We start from the raw sequence: 14,905 nt of genomic DNA, 5'->3' as shown, positions 1-14,905 counted from the left end.
AGGATGGCCAGCGACATGCCTTCTCGGCGCCGAATGAAGCGCAGACCTGCGCGAGACGAACCGGGACGCGAAAACCAGCTCGCGCTGATGGACCAGGCGGGGCTGCAGCTGCTGCGCGCCACCGGACGCGGTCAGCTCATGCAGTGCTCCTGGCTCTACGAGCATCCCGTTGACATGGACGGGATCCGGCGGTTCCACCAGAACTTCGGGCACGGACTCGCGGGTCGGCAGATCGAGCGGTCACCGGTGCCTTTCGCCCGCCACCGGTGGGTGTCGTCGCTCGGTCCGCCCACCGACATTCACTTCGAAAGTCTGCGTCCGCGCGCACATTTCAGCGACTGGCTGGACGAGCGATCACAGGTACCGGTCGATCCCGAGCACGGGCCCGGCTGGCATCTGAGCGTCCTGCCCATGACCGACGGTTCGACGGGCGTCACACTGGTGGGCTCACACCACCTGGGCGACGGCGTCGGCGCCTTGCTCACCGTGGTCGAGGCGGTGACGGGCGCTACGCGCGATCTCGGTTACCCGATGCCGGGTTCGCGCAAGCGGTTCCGAGCGGCGATGACCGATCTGCGCGAGACCGCACGGAGCGCGCCAGAGCTCGGGCGAACTGTGGTCCTGGCGGCGAAGCTCGCCTATCGGCAGCGGGCCGACATGACCGCGTCATCCGCGCCGGCGCAACCACATCCTGCCAAGGGCGCCGGTGCTGATGCCCGCGTCGTGGTGCCCGTGGTGACCGCGTTCGTCGAGCTGACGGACTGGGATGCCTGCGCCGATGCCCGGTACGGGAACAGCAGCTCGCTCGTCGCGGGGTTCGCTGCGAAGCTGGGTCAACACGTCGGGCGCCGGGGCGCCGACGGTGCTGTGCCGCTGATCTTCTCGCTGAACGACCGCACCACCCTGGACGACACCAGAGCCAACGCGATGCTGTTCGCACATGCGCGCATCATCCCGGACGACGTGGCCTCAGATCTCACGGACGCCCGCATCGCGATCCGGGAGGCGCTGAAGAAGGCTCGCGAGGTACCCGACGAGACGCTACAGCTTCTACCGCTGGTGCCGTTGGTGCCCAGGAGGGCGCTTCGACGGGTGGCCGAGCAGTTCCTGGGGTCGGGCGCCGAGAAGACGGTGACATGTTCCAACCTCGGTGAAGTGCCCGCCGCCGTCGGATGCGTCGACGGCACCGACGCCGAATACGTCTTGTTGCGCGGAGTCGATCAGAACGTCAGGCGAGCCGACATCGAAAAGGCCGGCGGCCAACTCGTGGTGGTGGCCGGGCGCGTCAACGGCAAGATGACGATCAGCGTCGTGGCCTACCAAGCGGGCGAGGAGAATTCGAAGGCGCGGGTCCGGGACCTGGTGGCGAGGACACTGGCCGAATTCGGCCTCACCGGCGAGATCGTCTAGGTCGACGCGGGCTTCTGAAGGCAGTACAGCCGGTAGGAGATGATGCCCTTCTCGACGTCCTCGTACAGCGGCGAGCCCTGCGTGACAGCCACGTCTCGGCCGACGCGGCGCAGAAGCGGCGGAGCGTGGCGATTGATGAGGTCCTGATAACGCACCGAGTTCTTCTCCAGTCCGCGCAGAACCTGGGTGTTGATCTCCTCTTGGGAGATCTCCTGCAGCCCTGAGGCTGTCAGTGCGGTCTCCCACTCGTCGATGTCTTCTTGGCCGCGCAGGTCGGCGTAGAGGAAATGTCCTCCCGGCCGCAGGACCCGAACCACTTCAGCCAGGAAGCGAGGGTAGTGCGGATACAGATGCGCCGCTTCGACATTGATCACCGCGTCGAACGATCCGTCGGGGAACGGCAGATTCTCGGCGTCACCCTGGACGAAACCAAGTCCGGGCAGCTTGTGCCTGCGCTTGCAGAAGGCGATGCCCGCGGGATTCAGATCCAGGCCGGTGTAGGCAGCGGGCGCCATCGTTCTGGTGATGTACGAGGCGGCGCCGCCGTGGCCGCAGCTGACCTCCAGAACCTGCTTGCCCTTCAGGTCCACCTGAGCGGCGACCCGGTGGTAGAGCTGAATGCACAAGCGGTCCGGCTCGTCGGACGGCTCGAGCGGCAACGCCATCGGGGGTTCTTCCTCATAGCCCCAGTTCAAAAACAGCACTTCGTCGGTACCGAGGCGGCGGGTCACCAGGTTGTACCCGTACTTCGAGACGATTTTTCCGAAGCGTTGGTGCGAAAGCGCAACAACCTTGGTCAACACCGAGCGATACACGCGTTCCAACATCGCGCAGAGTATTTCAGTAACTCGACCGCACTGTCGAATTGGGGGCAGTGATCGAACGGATACAACTTTCTGAAGCCCTACACGGCAGCGCCTCAGCCGTTTCTCAGGCGAACGGAATACCTTCGTACTCGAAACGCCGTTAGAACGTTGCCGAGGCGGGTAGATAATGTCCATTCCGGCAGCGCAGCCGATAGGGAGGTGGGATGAGCACCGATAACTGCGTGCGCGCCTGCCGGTGCGAGAAGTGTGCCGCGACCGACATCTCTGAAGGGTCCTTCGCACTGGACCTTTCCGCCGCTTTCTTCAGTCTCGGAACTGCCGACCCCGGATTCGTGCCCGACAGCTTCCTGAACTTCTATCCAGCCGATACCACCACCGCGGCGATCGAGTTGCGCCTCGAGAATATGTGGCGGCGCACAAACGGCGGGTACCAGCTAATGGACAATCCGCTAATCGACGCCGCTTTGGCGGTTAAGGAACGCCTCGCCCGCAACATCGTCGTCTGCCGCGAGGCCGGCAGCCACACCCCGCAGGCCGATGACGAGGAGTGCTGCGAGATCTGCGGTATCTGGATGGGTGACGATTTGGAGCGCCGACTCTGATCGCGAGGTGTTGATAGGCTCGTCACCCGGTGAACAGGGGGCGAGCAATTCACGATCGGCCGCTAGTCGACAACACGCTCGCATTCATGGACCAGGCGTCGTACCTCTGGGTGCGGGCCAGCGGACACGTTCATTGTGTCCAGGCCACGTGGGTCTACCGCCGTGACATCGACCATGGCGGACTGCGGCGGATGCACGAGAATCTGGCGCACGGACTCTTGGGGCGCCGCGTCGAACCGTCGCCGCTGCCGGGTGGACGTCACCGCTGGGTCGCCTGGCACGACCTGCCCCGCTTGGACGTCTGCCCGTCGGCTTGGGACCCGAGCGTGGTGGCCGACTGGTTCGACGAGCGGGCGCACACGCCCGTCGACCCCGAATTCGGCCCGTGCTGGCATCTGGCCGTCCTGCCCATCGAGAACTACGGCACGGCAATCAGTTTGGTGGCGTCTCACACCGTAGTAGACGGCATCGGTCTGTCGCTGGCGGTGCGCGACGCGGTGAACGGGATCAGGCACGACTTCGGTTACCCACCCCCACACTCGCGCCGGCGTCGACGCGCGCTCGCCGAGGATGCGCGCTTGACGGCGCGCGCCCTACCGGAGGTCGGTCGCGCGCTCGGGGGCATGGTGAAGGTCGCCGTGCAGAACCGGCCGAGTCTCGGTCGACGGACTGACGCGGCGACGCCGGCGCCGCGGCCGGCCGGCGATCGTCCGGTCACCGTGCCGACCGCGGCGATCTATCTCGACCTCGCTGAGTGGGACGCGTGCGCCGCGCGGCTCGGCGGCACCAGCAATGTGCTGCTCGCCGGGTTCGCGGCCAAGCTCGCCGAGAGGTTCGGCCGGCATCGGGCCGCCGACGAACTCGTCACCCTCTCGTATCCGGTCAACGACCGCACCGCCAACGACCTCCGAGCCAATGCCTTGAAGGGCATCGACTTCGCGATCAGCCCTGCCAACGTCACCACCGACCTGCGGGGCACTCGTCGACACATCAAACAGGCTCTAGCCGAGGGGCTCGGCAAATTCGCAGACCAGGAACGCGTCTTTCCTCTTACGCCTTTCGTTCCAAAGGCGGTAGTCCGCAAACTGCCGCTGGGCGCATTGAATGCAGCCGACCGGCCGGTCGGCTGTTCGAATTGCGGTGAGCTTGATGAAGCGGTCACCCAGGCAGACGGCACCCAGGCCGATTACTTCTCGCTGCGAATGGTCGAGCAGAACCTCACGGAGAAGAGCCCGGAACTGGTCAACGGGGAATTGTTCGTTGGTTCAGGGCGCGTCGCGGGCAAGATTTTTCTGACGCTACGTTCTTATCGACCGGGCGCGGATAATTCGCGGCGAGCGCTTCAAGACCAGGCTGTCAGTACGTTGGCCGACTTCGGCCTCGCCGGATTTGTCGAATAGCGAGTGCCCGAGTTCCGGCTAGGGCTGGCCGGGGCGCACTTCCTCGCGCGTCGGTAACTGCCAATGCATGCCCATGTCGACGTCGAATTTCTGCGACGTGTAACGGAGTAGCCCGCTGCCGGGGTAGGGGGTGTACTCGCCGAACCAGATGGAGCCGTCGACCGCATACAGGTCGACCCTGACGAAATCCCAGCCCGAGCCGAGGGCACGAGCGATTTCCAGCATCTTCTCAAGTTCCGGTGGCCGCGGCTCGTCGGCAGACGGCATGATCCGCCATTCCACGGGCAGCCGGTTCCAGTCGGCGTCGAGGAAGGTAGCGGTCTGGTATCGGTACCGGCCGCGATTCACCTGAATAGTTTTCACCTGGCCGTCGAAGACGAAGAACTTGTAGTCGGCGGGCACTGTGCCGTCAGGAGTCGGGATGCGTTCTTCGATGAGCAGCACGGGCCGAGCCTGTCCGTAGCCCCACTCGCCGAGTTCAACGGGGTTGCGCTGGGCCCATTTATCGGTTTCTTCCACGAGCGCGGCGACGTCTGTCTGGGCGGACGGCCCGAACACCACATGACCGCTGCTGTGATTGGGCTTGAGCACCCATGGCGGCAGACCGGCCAGGTCCGGTGCGGTGCGCAGGTCGGTCCCGAACCAGTAGGTCTGCGGGATGCGCAACTCGGGCGCCGGATAGGCCGCTCGGGCCAACTCCTTCATCCGCATCTTGTCGCAGGCCGCGGCGATCCTTTCCCGCCGATCGTTGAGAATTCTCCAGTTAACCTTCTCGTTGAAGCTGCGCGGCCGACGGAAGTTGCCCGGCCTGCGAATCATCGTCAAATGGAGGGTGTGGCGCATCAGCGGCGTGGGCACCACGCGGATCAGCCACCAGTGCAGCGCTTGGTGCCACGCCAGGACGATTGCCAGCACGCCGCGGCGTTGCGGCGGCTGATCCGGCGTAAGCGCGCGGCGATCCCGGGTCGCCCTGACGTCAGCTATCAGGCCCATGCCGGTGAGTATGGCCAGAATCGCCCAATCTAGGGGGGCTACGTAGCCACCCGCGCGACCGGCAAAGGCGTATTCAACGGTATTCGAGTTTGCCGGACGGGTTTGGAGATGAGGTGGGTCCAGGCCACAACATTTTCTGTTCCTAGAATCTTCAATGCCGCCGACTCGGCGGAATTGAGCGCGACGCGAAATGATGATTTGCGGCGCCGGCGGCTCAGTCCCCACGGCTCGACGTGATCGACTAGAAAGGTAACGATTATGAGCGATGCTTCCGTTACCGGCGTCCTTCGGGAACGCGCCAGTTTGCAACCCGACGACACCGCGTTCACGTTCGTTGACTACGACCAGGAATGGGGAGGCGTCCCGCATGCTCTGTCCTGGTCGCAGCTGAACCGCCGGGTGCAGAGCCTCGCCCATGAGCTCCGGCAGCACGCGGCGCCGGGCGATCGTGCCGTGATCACTGCACCGCAGGGACTCGACTACGTGGTGGCCTTCCTCGGCTCGTTGCAGGCCGGCGTGATCGGTGTCCCGCTTTCCACTCCGATGGTCGGTGTTCACGACGAACGAATCACCGCGGTGCTGCGTGACGCGTCGCCCACCGTCATCCTCACCACCACGGCCGTCGCCGGGACGGTAGGCGAGTACGCCGTTGCGCAAGACGGTCAGCCGGCGCCGTCGATCCTCGAGGTGGACTCGCTGGACCTGGACTCCCGCCGCAAGCGGATCAACGATCGCGAGCCGCGGCCCGCAACGGCCTACCTGCAGTACACATCCGGATCGACTCGCACGCCCGCCGGTGTCATGGTGTCCAACCGGAACCTGACGGCCAACTTCGAGCAGGTGACCGCGGACTTCTTTCCCGACTTCGGCAAGGTGTCGCCGCCGAACACGACCGCCGTCTCGTGGCTGCCGTTCTACCACGACATGGGTTTGATGCTCGGTCTGTGCGCGCCCATTCTCGGCGGCTGGCACAGCGTGTTCACCACCCCGGCATCGTTTCTCGTGCGCCCCGCCCGGTGGATGCAGCTGCTGGCCGACAAGCCGCACACCGTCACGGCCGCACCCAATTTCGCCTTCGAACTGGCCGCGGGACGAACCTCCGACGACGACATGGCGGGCAAGGATCTCGGCGGCGTGCTGCGGGTGTTGAGTGGCAGCGAGCGCGTGCACGTGGCGACGTTGCGCAGATTCGCGTCGCGCTTCGCGAAATTCAATCTGAAAGAGGAGTCGCTCAAGCCTTCGTACGGTCTTGCCGAAGCGACGTTGTATGTCGCGACGCGCCGTCAGGTCGAACCGCCCAACGTGGTCGAGTTCGAACCCGAGAAGCTCTCGGCGGGCCATGCGAAGCGGTGCGGAACCGAAAGCGGGACGCCGCTGGTCAGTTACGGCGCACCGGAATCGCCGGTGGTGCGAATCGTCGACCCGCAGTCCAAAATGGAGTGCCCCGCGGAAATGGTCGGTGAGATCTGGGTTCAGGGTGAGAACGTGTGCCTCGGCTATTGGAACAGGCCGCAGCCGACGGAGGACACCTTCGGCGCAAGCATCGTCGACCCGTCCGCGGGGACGCCGGAGGGGCCGTGGCTGCGCACCGGCGACCTCGGATTCATCTCAGAGGGGGAGCTCTTCATCGTCGGCCGTATCAAAGACATCCTTATCGTGCGGGGGCTCAACCACTATCCCGACGATATCGAGGCGACCGTCCAGGAGATCTCGGGTGGCCGGACCGCGGCCATCGCGGTCGAGGAGGAATCCGCCGAACAACTCGTGGTGCTGGTGGAGGTCAAGAACCGGGCCTCACAAGAAGAGGCGAGGGAAAGGTTGGCGGCGCTCAAACGTGAAGTAACATCGGCTATTTCAAATGCTCACGGCTTGAGTGTCGCGGACATCGTTGCGGTGCCTCGTGGCGCGCTGCCGATCACCACCAGCGGCAAGATCCGGCGGGCGTCGTGCGCCGAGATGTACCGCAACAATCAGTTCTCACGGCTTGGCTGAGCGAGGTTGCCCACCCGGGGGAACACTGACGACCGTCGGGGCAAAGCGTCGTGCGCGGGTGGCTGTGTGCGCTGCCCATCGCCACAGTGACGAGTCTCGTCGCACCTGTGGGCGTGACACATGCGGTGATCCTGTTCGGCGGATCAGCCGTCGCTGTCGGCTATCTGGTGCTGCAGCTTCGAGCCATGCGCCAGTCGGCGCAAGACCGTGCCTGATCAGGAGAGACGTCCGCGGCGGGCAGCCGCCTCGAGAAGATCGGCTGTGGCGCGGACGCTGTCAGCGGGTTTCGTCAACAAGGTCGCGACGTCGCGGGCGCGGGCGAGGTAGAGCGGCTCAAGCACGGTGCGCAGCGATTCCCGCAGCGACTCAGCGGTCGTCTTCGAAAACCTGGCGTAGACACCGACTTTCAACCGCTCAACCTGCTTGGCCCAGAACGGCTGATCGGCACCCACCCAGAGGATGACGCTGGGCACCCCGGCCCGGATTCCAGCCGCTGTGGTTCCGGCGCCGCCGTGGTGCACGACGGCGCGGCAGAGTGGGAACACGTCGGCATGATTGACCGAGCGCACGATCTTGACGTGTGCCGCAGGTCGGACATCATCGAGATCGACGGCGCCGCTGCAGATCAGGGCCCGCTGACCCAGATCCGCGCACGCTGCCGTGATCATCGCCACAGCGTCGGCCGGCGAGGCGACCGGCATGCTGCCGAATCCGAAGTAGATCGGCGCATCGCCCGCAGCGATCCACGACGCCACCTCGTCGTCGTGCGCAGAGCCCAGCTCAAGCGTCATTGCGCCGACGAAGGGTCGCTTACCGTCCCATTCGTCGGCCAGGCCGGGAAAGAACAGCTCATCGTAAGCCTGAATCTCGAGTGTGCCGCCCTCGACGATGCGTCGCACGGCGCGCACGGTCGCCGTCGGTAAACCGAGATCGCGTCGCTGGGCATCCTCGGCCTCTTTCAACGCGCGCCAGTGCACCCATTCCATGACGGCCCATCCGGAACGCACCACGGCCGACGGAAGCGGCAGAGGTAAGACGTGACTGTTGGCCCGGGCCGGGAAGTAATGCAGCGCGGCCAGCGGGATGTCGTAATACTCGGCGACGTTCGCGGCGACCTCCTGGTAGGTCGTGCCGGTAAGGATCAGATCCGAACCGCCGGCCAGCGACTTGAGCGTCGCGTTCATCTCCGACCAGCCCTGGGTGATGTATTCCCTGACTTCGCGCAGTGCGACCAGAGGATTCTGGATCTTCCAGTACTTCCTGAAGATGTCTGCATCCATCTGCTGCGCAGAATCCACCCCGTAGGGGACGCAGGGCGCCAGACCGGCACTCTCGACGAAGTCGACGAGATTGGGCGGAACGGCTAACTTCACCTCGTGCCCGCGGCTGCGGAGTTCGAGGGCGACCGCGGCGCAGGGCTCCACATCGCCACGAGTTCCGTGGACGGCCACCGCGAATTTCACGCCCCGATTAGAGCACATTCGGCTTATTCGAGCCGCGTCGAATAACGCTGTCCGCAGTGCGCGATTTGGCGCACGCGCGATGCGGGAAAATACCACGGCTGCCCTATAATTGGGCCGGTCCGTCGGGGGATGAACAGCAAAGTTGCTATGCAATTGCGCGCCTCGGCGCGCGTGTAGCCTAATGGGGATGTTGAGGCGCGCCACAATTAGCGGTGTGTTTGCGGGGGCTGGATTTCCGGCACTGGGTCGGGTGGTCGTCCGCCACCCGCTACTGGTCATCGCCTCATGGATCGCCATTGCCGCTGCGCTGTTCCTGACGCTGCCGACATTGATCGAAGTCGCAGAGCGCAACCCGCCGGGACTGTTGCCGGACGACTCGGCGGTGATGGTGGCCGGGCGCGACATGAGCCAAGCCTTCAACGAGGGCGGTTCCGGCGGCGGCAAAGGTGGCTCAGGCAACTCCGGGAACGTCGCCGTCATCGTGCTCACCAACGAGAGCGGACTGACTCAAGCCGACGAAGCGACCTACCGCAGGCTGGTCGACAGGTTGCGCGCCGACAGCGAGAACGTGCTGACGATGCAGGACTTCGTCTCCATCCCCGAGCTGCGGCAGGTGATGACCAGCAAGAGCAATCAGGCCTGGCAGCTGCCCGTCAACATGCGGGGCGCGATGGGCACCGGCGAGGGCCAGAAGGCCTACAAGCGTGTCGAAAGGGCCGTGCGTGAAGTAACGGCTGATTCGTCGCTGCAAGCCAACGTCATCGGACCGGCATCGACCATCGACGATCTCAACAAGATCGGCGTGCGCGATCAGCTCATCATGGAGATCGCCACCGTGGGGATCGTCCTCCTCATCCTGATCCTGGTGTACCGAAACCTGGTCGCGATGATCATGCCGATTCTGATGATCGGCGTCGGGCTGGTGGTGGCTCAACAGATCGTGGCCGGCCTTGGCGACCTGGGCCTGTTGGGGCTCGGACCGCAGACGCTCATGTTCATGACGGCCGTGATCATGGGCGCAGGCGTCGACTACGCGGTCTTCTTGTTCAGCCGATACCACGAATGCGTACGAAACGGCCAGAGCTCCGACGACGCGGTGATCGGTGCGCTGGAATCGATCGGCAAGGTGATCGCGGGGTCGGCAGGCACCACCGCACTGGCGTTCTTCGGCTTGACCTTCACCACGCTCGGCGTCTTCTCCACCGTCGGCGCCGCGCTGTCGATCACCGTCTTCGTCGGCTTCGTGGCCTCGGTGACCTTGCTGCCCGCGATGATCGTGCTCACCGGGCGGCGTGGGTGGATCAAGCCTCGGCGCGATCTCACGGGCAGGCTATGGCGACGGTCCGCCGTTCACATCGTCCGCAAGCCCGTCACGCACCTGGCAGTCAGTCTGGTGATCCTGATCGCGCTCGCCAGTGCGGCCGGGTTCATCAAGTACAACTACGACGAGCGCAAGAACCTCCCGGCCGACGCCAACAGCAACCTGGCCTATGAGGCATTGGACAAACACTTCTCGATCAGCAGCACCGCGCAGCAGTTCCTGCTCATCCAATCGCCACAGGATCTGCACAGCCCCCGGGCGCTCGCCGACATGGAGGAAATGGCCAGGCGGGTCAGCGAATTGCCCGACATCGAGATCGTCCGTGGCATCACTCGACCCACCGGCGAGGTGCTCGAGCAGGCCAAGGCCACCTATCAGGCCGGCGAAGTGGGAAGCAAGCTGGGCGACGCGTCCACACTCATCGCCACCAACGACTCGAGTCTGAACACTCTGGCCGGCGGATCGCATCAGCTCGCTGACACTCTGGATCAACTTCGCAACGGCGTTCTCACCGCCGTCGTGACCGTCAAACCGCTGGCCACTCTGCTCGCCCAACTGCAGCAGACCTACGGCGGATCGGCGAAACTCGACGAGATCGACAAGACCGCGGCGCTGGTCGAGAACATGCGCTCACTCGGACAGGCGATGGGCGTCAGCACCACTCGAATCACCGACATCTACACGTGGGCAACCCCGATGCTCACCGCGCTCAACGCCAGTACGACCTGCAACGCGGACCCGGCCTGCGTCGCGTCCCGCAGGGATCTGCAGCGGCTCACCGCCCCCGAGAACGCGCAGACAGTTCGCAGCATCGCCGCTCTCGGTCGCGACCTCGAATCCACCGACGGGACCCAGACGCTGGACGAGACCCTTCGGGATCTCAGCGGAACCATCACCAGCGCAACGGATGCCGCGCGGCAACTGAACCTCGAGGATGTCAGTGCCGTTCCGCAGCAGATCGCCAGTGTGGAGCAGGGCGCCAACCTGTTGGCCGACTCCAGCCGAGCGCTCGCCATGGGCACGCAACTACTGGTCGATCAGACCAAGGCGATGGGATCCGGGCTCGATCAGGCCTCGGCATTCCTGCAGGCAATGCGGCGCGACGCCAACAGCCCCTCGATGGCGGGGTTCTACATTCCGCCGCAGATCCTGGTGACCGATGAGTTCAAACGGGCAGCCAACATCTTCATCTCCCCGGACGGGCACACGGCGCGCTATCTGGTGCAGACCGGTCTCAATCCGTTCAGCACCGAGGCGATGGATCAGATCAAGCAGATCATCGAAACCGCAGAGGATTCGCGACCCAACACGACGTTGGCGGACGCCAAGATATCGATGGTGGGGTTCTCCGCGGTGCAGAACGAGATGCGCAATTACTACAACGGCGACATCAAGTTCATCATCATCTTCACGCTCGTCGTCGTCTTCCTGATCCTCGTGGTGCTGCTGCGGTCCATCGTTGCCCCGATCTACCTGGTCGGCACGGTGATCTTGTCCTACCTGTCGGCGCTCGGAATCGGCGTGGTCGTGTTCCAGTTCATCCTGGGCCAGGAGATCGCGTGGAGCGTCCCGGGAATGACCTTCCTGGTCCTAGTCGCCGTCGGAGCTGACTACAACCTGCTGCTCATCTCGCGAATCCGCGACGAAGCTGGGCGTGGTCTGCGCACCGGCGTCATCAAGACGGTCGGTGTGACGGGTGGCGTAATCACGTCGGCCGGTTTGATTTTCGCGGCGTCGATGTTCGGATTGACCGTCAGCAGCATCGCCGGCGTGGTGCAGATCGGGTTCGTGATCGGCATCGGCCTACTGTTGGATACCTTCCTCGTCCGGACCATCACCGTGCCCGCCATCGCCGTGCTGCTCGGAAATGCGAACTGGTGGCCGTCGAAGGTAAAGGTTTCCTGGCCGAAGCCGGCCCGCGGGGGTGGCAGTTCGGACGACGACGCCCCGACCGATCTGATCGACACCGACGAGCCGTACCCGACTCGGGAGCTGGTTCGTGTCGGCGGGCGCGTCGTGGCGGCGTCGAACGCGTCACGTCGATCGAAGCGGGCGGTGGCTCGGCCGGTGCAAACAGCCGTCAAGTCCGGCTTGCGTCGCTGACGGTCACGGTCCGTTCAGCGCATTGATCGTGCGCTCCCACATGACGTCAACCTGATCGCTCAACTCGCTTTGGCGTTCCTTCTGGCGCGTGTTGCCCGCACTGTCGGACAGGATGCGTTGAATCGCGGCGCGCGGGTCGCTGTCTTCGGCGAGGACTCTGTCGGCGACGCCGAAGTCGTTGAGCAGCTCGCGGTACTTGTGCGACCAGCCCAGGGACAGAGTCGGAATCGATTGCGACAGACAGCCAACGAGCGCGTGGAAGCGGCTCGCCACCGCGGCCGACGCCTGCCCCAGTGCGGCCTTGAGCACCAGAGGATCAGCGTCGCGCAGAACTCGGGCGCCGATCGTGTTCGATACCTCCTTCGCGATGTCGTGGTCCGTTTCCTCGTGCACGATCACCAGCGTCGTGAGGCCTTCGGCACGTGCAGCACGACTCAGGCCGGCCAGAAGCTGAACATATCTCGCCCGGTTCAGACCGCCGTGAGTGAACAGCTTCGTGTTGGGGACCACAGCCAGGAACGGGTCGTTCGAAACCGGTGCGATGGGCCGCGGTTTCAGGCCGATGGTGAAGTCGGGACTCCGCAAGATCGGCGTGCTCAGCCGAAGTGTGCGCACATACTGCTCGCTCACGTCGTCACGGGCGAAGATCAGCTGCGCCTGTTCGAGTGCCTCTTCAGACCAGCGTCGTGTGCCCGGCTTGTCGAACGGCCCGAAAGCCTGCGGCAGAAGAATTTTCGGTATTCGTCGACGTTGCCATGACCGACCCGCCAGCGCCGATCTGCGTGGATAGGCAACGGGAAATTGGTCGGAATAGTGGAATCCGGACGCGTCGAGCACCCCGCCGATCTCGCGGTCGGACGTCAGACCTCGTCGGTGTCGAATGGCCGACGGGACGATGTTTCCGGCAAAGGAGCTCATCCGGGGCACGACAGGGTCGCAGAGTGTCGTCCGCAGCCCGAGGTCGGCGCGGACGGTGCGGTCGGTCAGCAGCGGTGGAACCGAGAGTTCGAATAGGTCACCGATTCGCTCGCACGCAGCCTGCAGCATGAGCTGCGCACCCTTGTTGCGCGTGTTCGTTCCGCGGATATCGACTATCACGAGGTCATTCCGCCCGGTGGCGAACCAGCGGGTCCGAGCCGACACCGCGCGGCGGCTGACGGTTGATGCGGCCTTTCACTCGCCGACGGCCTATCGAGGCGAGTCGGCGAGCCTCGTCGGCCATGTGCCGCAGCGGTCCAATGACCAAGCGTGACATCAGCGGCGGATTGGCGAGCCGCAGGATGTCCTCGACCTGATCGACGAACAGCTGCTTCTGGTAGTTCCCATCACGGTCCCGCGAGTTCTGGAGAGCGAACCGCGTTCGCTCGCGGCTCTGGACCCTGAACCGGTATATGTAGCGTCTGTCCGAACTTGCCGACGCCGGTTCGACCCGCTTTTTCGGGGTGAACTTTCCGGCGCTATGATCGTCGATCAGCCGCTGCGCCAGGCCCTCATTCCGATGCCGTATTCCGCCGAGTTGTGATCGCACAACGACCTCTGGGTCAACCTCTTCTAGGGCCAGCGAACCGTCAGCCATGCCGGCTTGGATCATTTTTTCCAATATGGGGTGACGCGCCACGACAACGCTGTATCCGCGAGAATCTTTCATGTATTTCGGCAGCCACGCATCTCCAATCGCGATATCTGCGGTCTCGGCGATGACGTCGTCGCAATAGTCGCACGCTTTGTACTTGAAGAAGCCGTGACCCCAGTCGCCGCCTAAAAGGCTGCGAGTGTTCACGGGTTCGGTGCGTTCGCCATTTTTCGTAAATGCCACGAAGCCTTTTTCGTTGGCCCGGAGGCCGGATATCTTATGGCGGAACTCGACGGTCGCCAGGTCATCTGGTTGAACTCCGACCTGAAGGGCGAGGGCTTTGGCGAAATTCACGGTCTTCAGGTGACCGCAGATGATGCCGATCACGAATTTAACCCGTTCCGCTATAACCGGATTCTGTTCGGCCAAGTTGCGAAGCGCCGTCGCGAAGCAGGGCACCGCAGTAATCGCATAACGCCCGGGATTCTCGAGTATGAATGCCAGCGCCCTGTCCATACTGACGGGATAATATGCCGACCGCGCCGTGGTCAGCAGTTCCTCTGGTTCCGTCGAAATCGTGTAGTCGAAGTAGCGGTCACCCTCGGTGGCGGACTCGACGTGAATGACGTAATCGACCTCGCGTTGGGCCAGCAACTGTGCATTGAGCCAGCGGCCAAGTCCGCCGCTCGATCCATGCTTTCGGTAGTCGTCGGATACCGCGTGGCCGACGTAGCACTGCCGATAAGGACCCACGAATTCGGCGCGGGCGAGTTCCCCGTACAACCGATCTGCAATGTGATCCTCATTGGGCGCATCGTCGCTGAAGGGACAGACCTTGTTCTCCTCGCCACCGGCGGTGGGCAGTCGATAGGAGGCCATGAGTTGGCCCTCGTCGTTGAAATCGACCGTCATATTCCGATTCACTGCGGTACATGCGCCGCAACCCGAGCAGAACCCGTTGTCGAGGACTTCTAATTGGAACCTGTTCTTCACCGCTCTCCTAGACCTTCTCGCGCCTTTAGTATCGAGCTGTGCGGTCAGCTTTCGAGCGCCGCTACTTAAGTGCGGTGAGGAACGAAACTCGTGAAAGCGTGCGCCGATATGCGTGGTCTCGGTCAGACTAGCTGGTGCTTACAGAAGATATGAAGCGAGTTCGGACTCGGGTTGCGAGATACATGATCGGTTGGTCTCATGTACCGGAGCCGATGCGATCGAGGGGGC

The 14,905-nt window shown here is 64.0% G+C and carries 10 protein-coding genes; 5 read left to right on the top strand and 5 right to left on the bottom strand.

Going from position 1 to position 14,905, the window contains the following annotated elements:
* Nucleotides 1-15: 15 nt before the first annotated feature.
* Nucleotides 16-1,410 (top strand): hypothetical protein, encoded by a 1,395-nt coding sequence (locus N4S67_RS02915; protein ID WP_260991427.1) that lies wholly within the window; start codon nucleotides 16-18, stop codon nucleotides 1,408-1,410.
* On the opposite strand, the gene N4S67_RS02910 is transcribed toward N4S67_RS02915, so the two are convergent.
* Nucleotides 1,407-2,237, bottom strand: a complete 831-nt coding sequence (locus N4S67_RS02910; RefSeq protein WP_260991426.1) for a phthiotriol/phenolphthiotriol dimycocerosates methyltransferase — start codon at nucleotides 2,235-2,237, stop codon at nucleotides 1,407-1,409. The two genes, N4S67_RS02915 and N4S67_RS02910, sit on opposite strands and share 4 nt — an antisense overlap.
* Nucleotides 2,238-2,440: 203 nt before the next feature.
* On the opposite strand from N4S67_RS02910, the gene N4S67_RS02905 reads away from it, so the two are divergent.
* Together N4S67_RS02905 and N4S67_RS02900 are read left to right on the top strand one after the other, a co-directional pair.
* Nucleotides 2,441-2,839: a hypothetical protein gene (locus N4S67_RS02905; protein ID WP_260991425.1), complete on the top strand. Its 399-nt coding sequence runs from the start codon at nucleotides 2,441-2,443 to the stop codon at nucleotides 2,837-2,839.
* Nucleotides 2,840-2,925: 86 nt separating this feature from the next.
* On the top strand, nucleotides 2,926-4,239 hold the full coding sequence (locus N4S67_RS02900) for a hypothetical protein (protein ID WP_260991424.1): 1,314 nt from the start codon (nucleotides 2,926-2,928) through the stop codon (nucleotides 4,237-4,239).
* Nucleotides 4,240-4,257: 18 nt separating this feature from the next.
* Here N4S67_RS02900 and N4S67_RS02895 read toward each other — a convergent pair whose 3' ends face one another.
* Nucleotides 4,258-5,232: an ATP-grasp fold amidoligase family protein gene (locus N4S67_RS02895; RefSeq protein WP_260991423.1), complete on the bottom strand. Its 975-nt coding sequence runs from the start codon at nucleotides 5,230-5,232 to the stop codon at nucleotides 4,258-4,260.
* A gap of 258 nt (nucleotides 5,233-5,490) precedes the next feature.
* Between N4S67_RS02895 and N4S67_RS02890 the strand changes: the two genes are divergently transcribed.
* Entirely contained in the window at nucleotides 5,491-7,224 is a 1,734-nt protein-coding gene (locus tag N4S67_RS02890) for an AMP-binding protein (protein ID WP_260991422.1), read from the top strand.
* Between the two features lie 215 nt (nucleotides 7,225-7,439).
* Here N4S67_RS02890 and N4S67_RS02885 read toward each other — a convergent pair whose 3' ends face one another.
* Entirely contained in the window at nucleotides 7,440-8,687 is a 1,248-nt protein-coding gene (locus tag N4S67_RS02885; protein WP_260991421.1) for a glycosyltransferase, read from the bottom strand.
* Between the two features lie 187 nt (nucleotides 8,688-8,874).
* Here N4S67_RS02885 and N4S67_RS02880 point away from each other — a divergent pair, with 187 nt between their 5' ends.
* Nucleotides 8,875-12,111, top strand: a complete 3,237-nt coding sequence (locus tag N4S67_RS02880) for an MMPL/RND family transporter (protein ID WP_260991420.1) — start codon at nucleotides 8,875-8,877, stop codon at nucleotides 12,109-12,111.
* 3 nt (nucleotides 12,112-12,114) lie between these two features.
* Here N4S67_RS02880 and N4S67_RS02875 read toward each other — a convergent pair whose 3' ends face one another.
* Nucleotides 12,115-13,209 (bottom strand): polysaccharide pyruvyl transferase family protein, encoded by a 1,095-nt coding sequence (locus N4S67_RS02875; RefSeq protein WP_260991419.1) that lies wholly within the window; start codon nucleotides 13,207-13,209, stop codon nucleotides 12,115-12,117.
* A 4-nt stretch (nucleotides 13,210-13,213) separates the two neighbouring features.
* Complete coding sequence (locus tag N4S67_RS02870; RefSeq protein WP_260991418.1) at nucleotides 13,214-14,596, bottom strand: Coenzyme F420 hydrogenase/dehydrogenase, beta subunit C-terminal domain; 1,383 nt, start codon at nucleotides 14,594-14,596, stop codon at nucleotides 13,214-13,216.
* Between the last annotated feature and the right edge of the window lie 309 nt (nucleotides 14,597-14,905).

Source organism: Mycobacterium deserti (assembly GCF_025345615.1).
In the GTDB taxonomy this organism is placed as follows: Bacteria; Actinomycetota; Actinomycetes; order Mycobacteriales; family Mycobacteriaceae; genus Mycobacterium; species Mycobacterium deserti.
This window is presented reverse-complemented; position numbering and strand designations above follow the sequence as displayed.

Excerpts from the sequence above, each read along its gene's own strand:
- N4S67_RS02895 (WP_260991423.1), bottom strand. The coding sequence starts at position 5,232 with ATGGGCCTGATAGCTGACGTCAGGGCGACCCGGGATCGCCGCGCGCTT.
- N4S67_RS02915 (WP_260991427.1), top strand. The coding sequence starts at position 16 with ATGCCTTCTCGGCGCCGAATGAAGCGCAGACCTGCGCGAGACGAACCG.
- N4S67_RS02890 (WP_260991422.1), top strand. The coding sequence starts at position 5,491 with ATGAGCGATGCTTCCGTTACCGGCGTCCTTCGGGAACGCGCCAGTTTG.
- N4S67_RS02900 (WP_260991424.1), top strand. The coding sequence starts at position 2,926 with ATGGACCAGGCGTCGTACCTCTGGGTGCGGGCCAGCGGACACGTTCAT.
- N4S67_RS02905 (WP_260991425.1), top strand. The coding sequence starts at position 2,441 with ATGAGCACCGATAACTGCGTGCGCGCCTGCCGGTGCGAGAAGTGTGCC.
- N4S67_RS02880 (WP_260991420.1), top strand. The coding sequence starts at position 8,875 with ATGTTGAGGCGCGCCACAATTAGCGGTGTGTTTGCGGGGGCTGGATTT.
- N4S67_RS02910 (WP_260991426.1), bottom strand. The coding sequence starts at position 2,237 with ATGTTGGAACGCGTGTATCGCTCGGTGTTGACCAAGGTTGTTGCGCTT.
- N4S67_RS02870 (WP_260991418.1), bottom strand. The coding sequence starts at position 14,596 with ATGACGGTCGATTTCAACGACGAGGGCCAACTCATGGCCTCCTATCGA.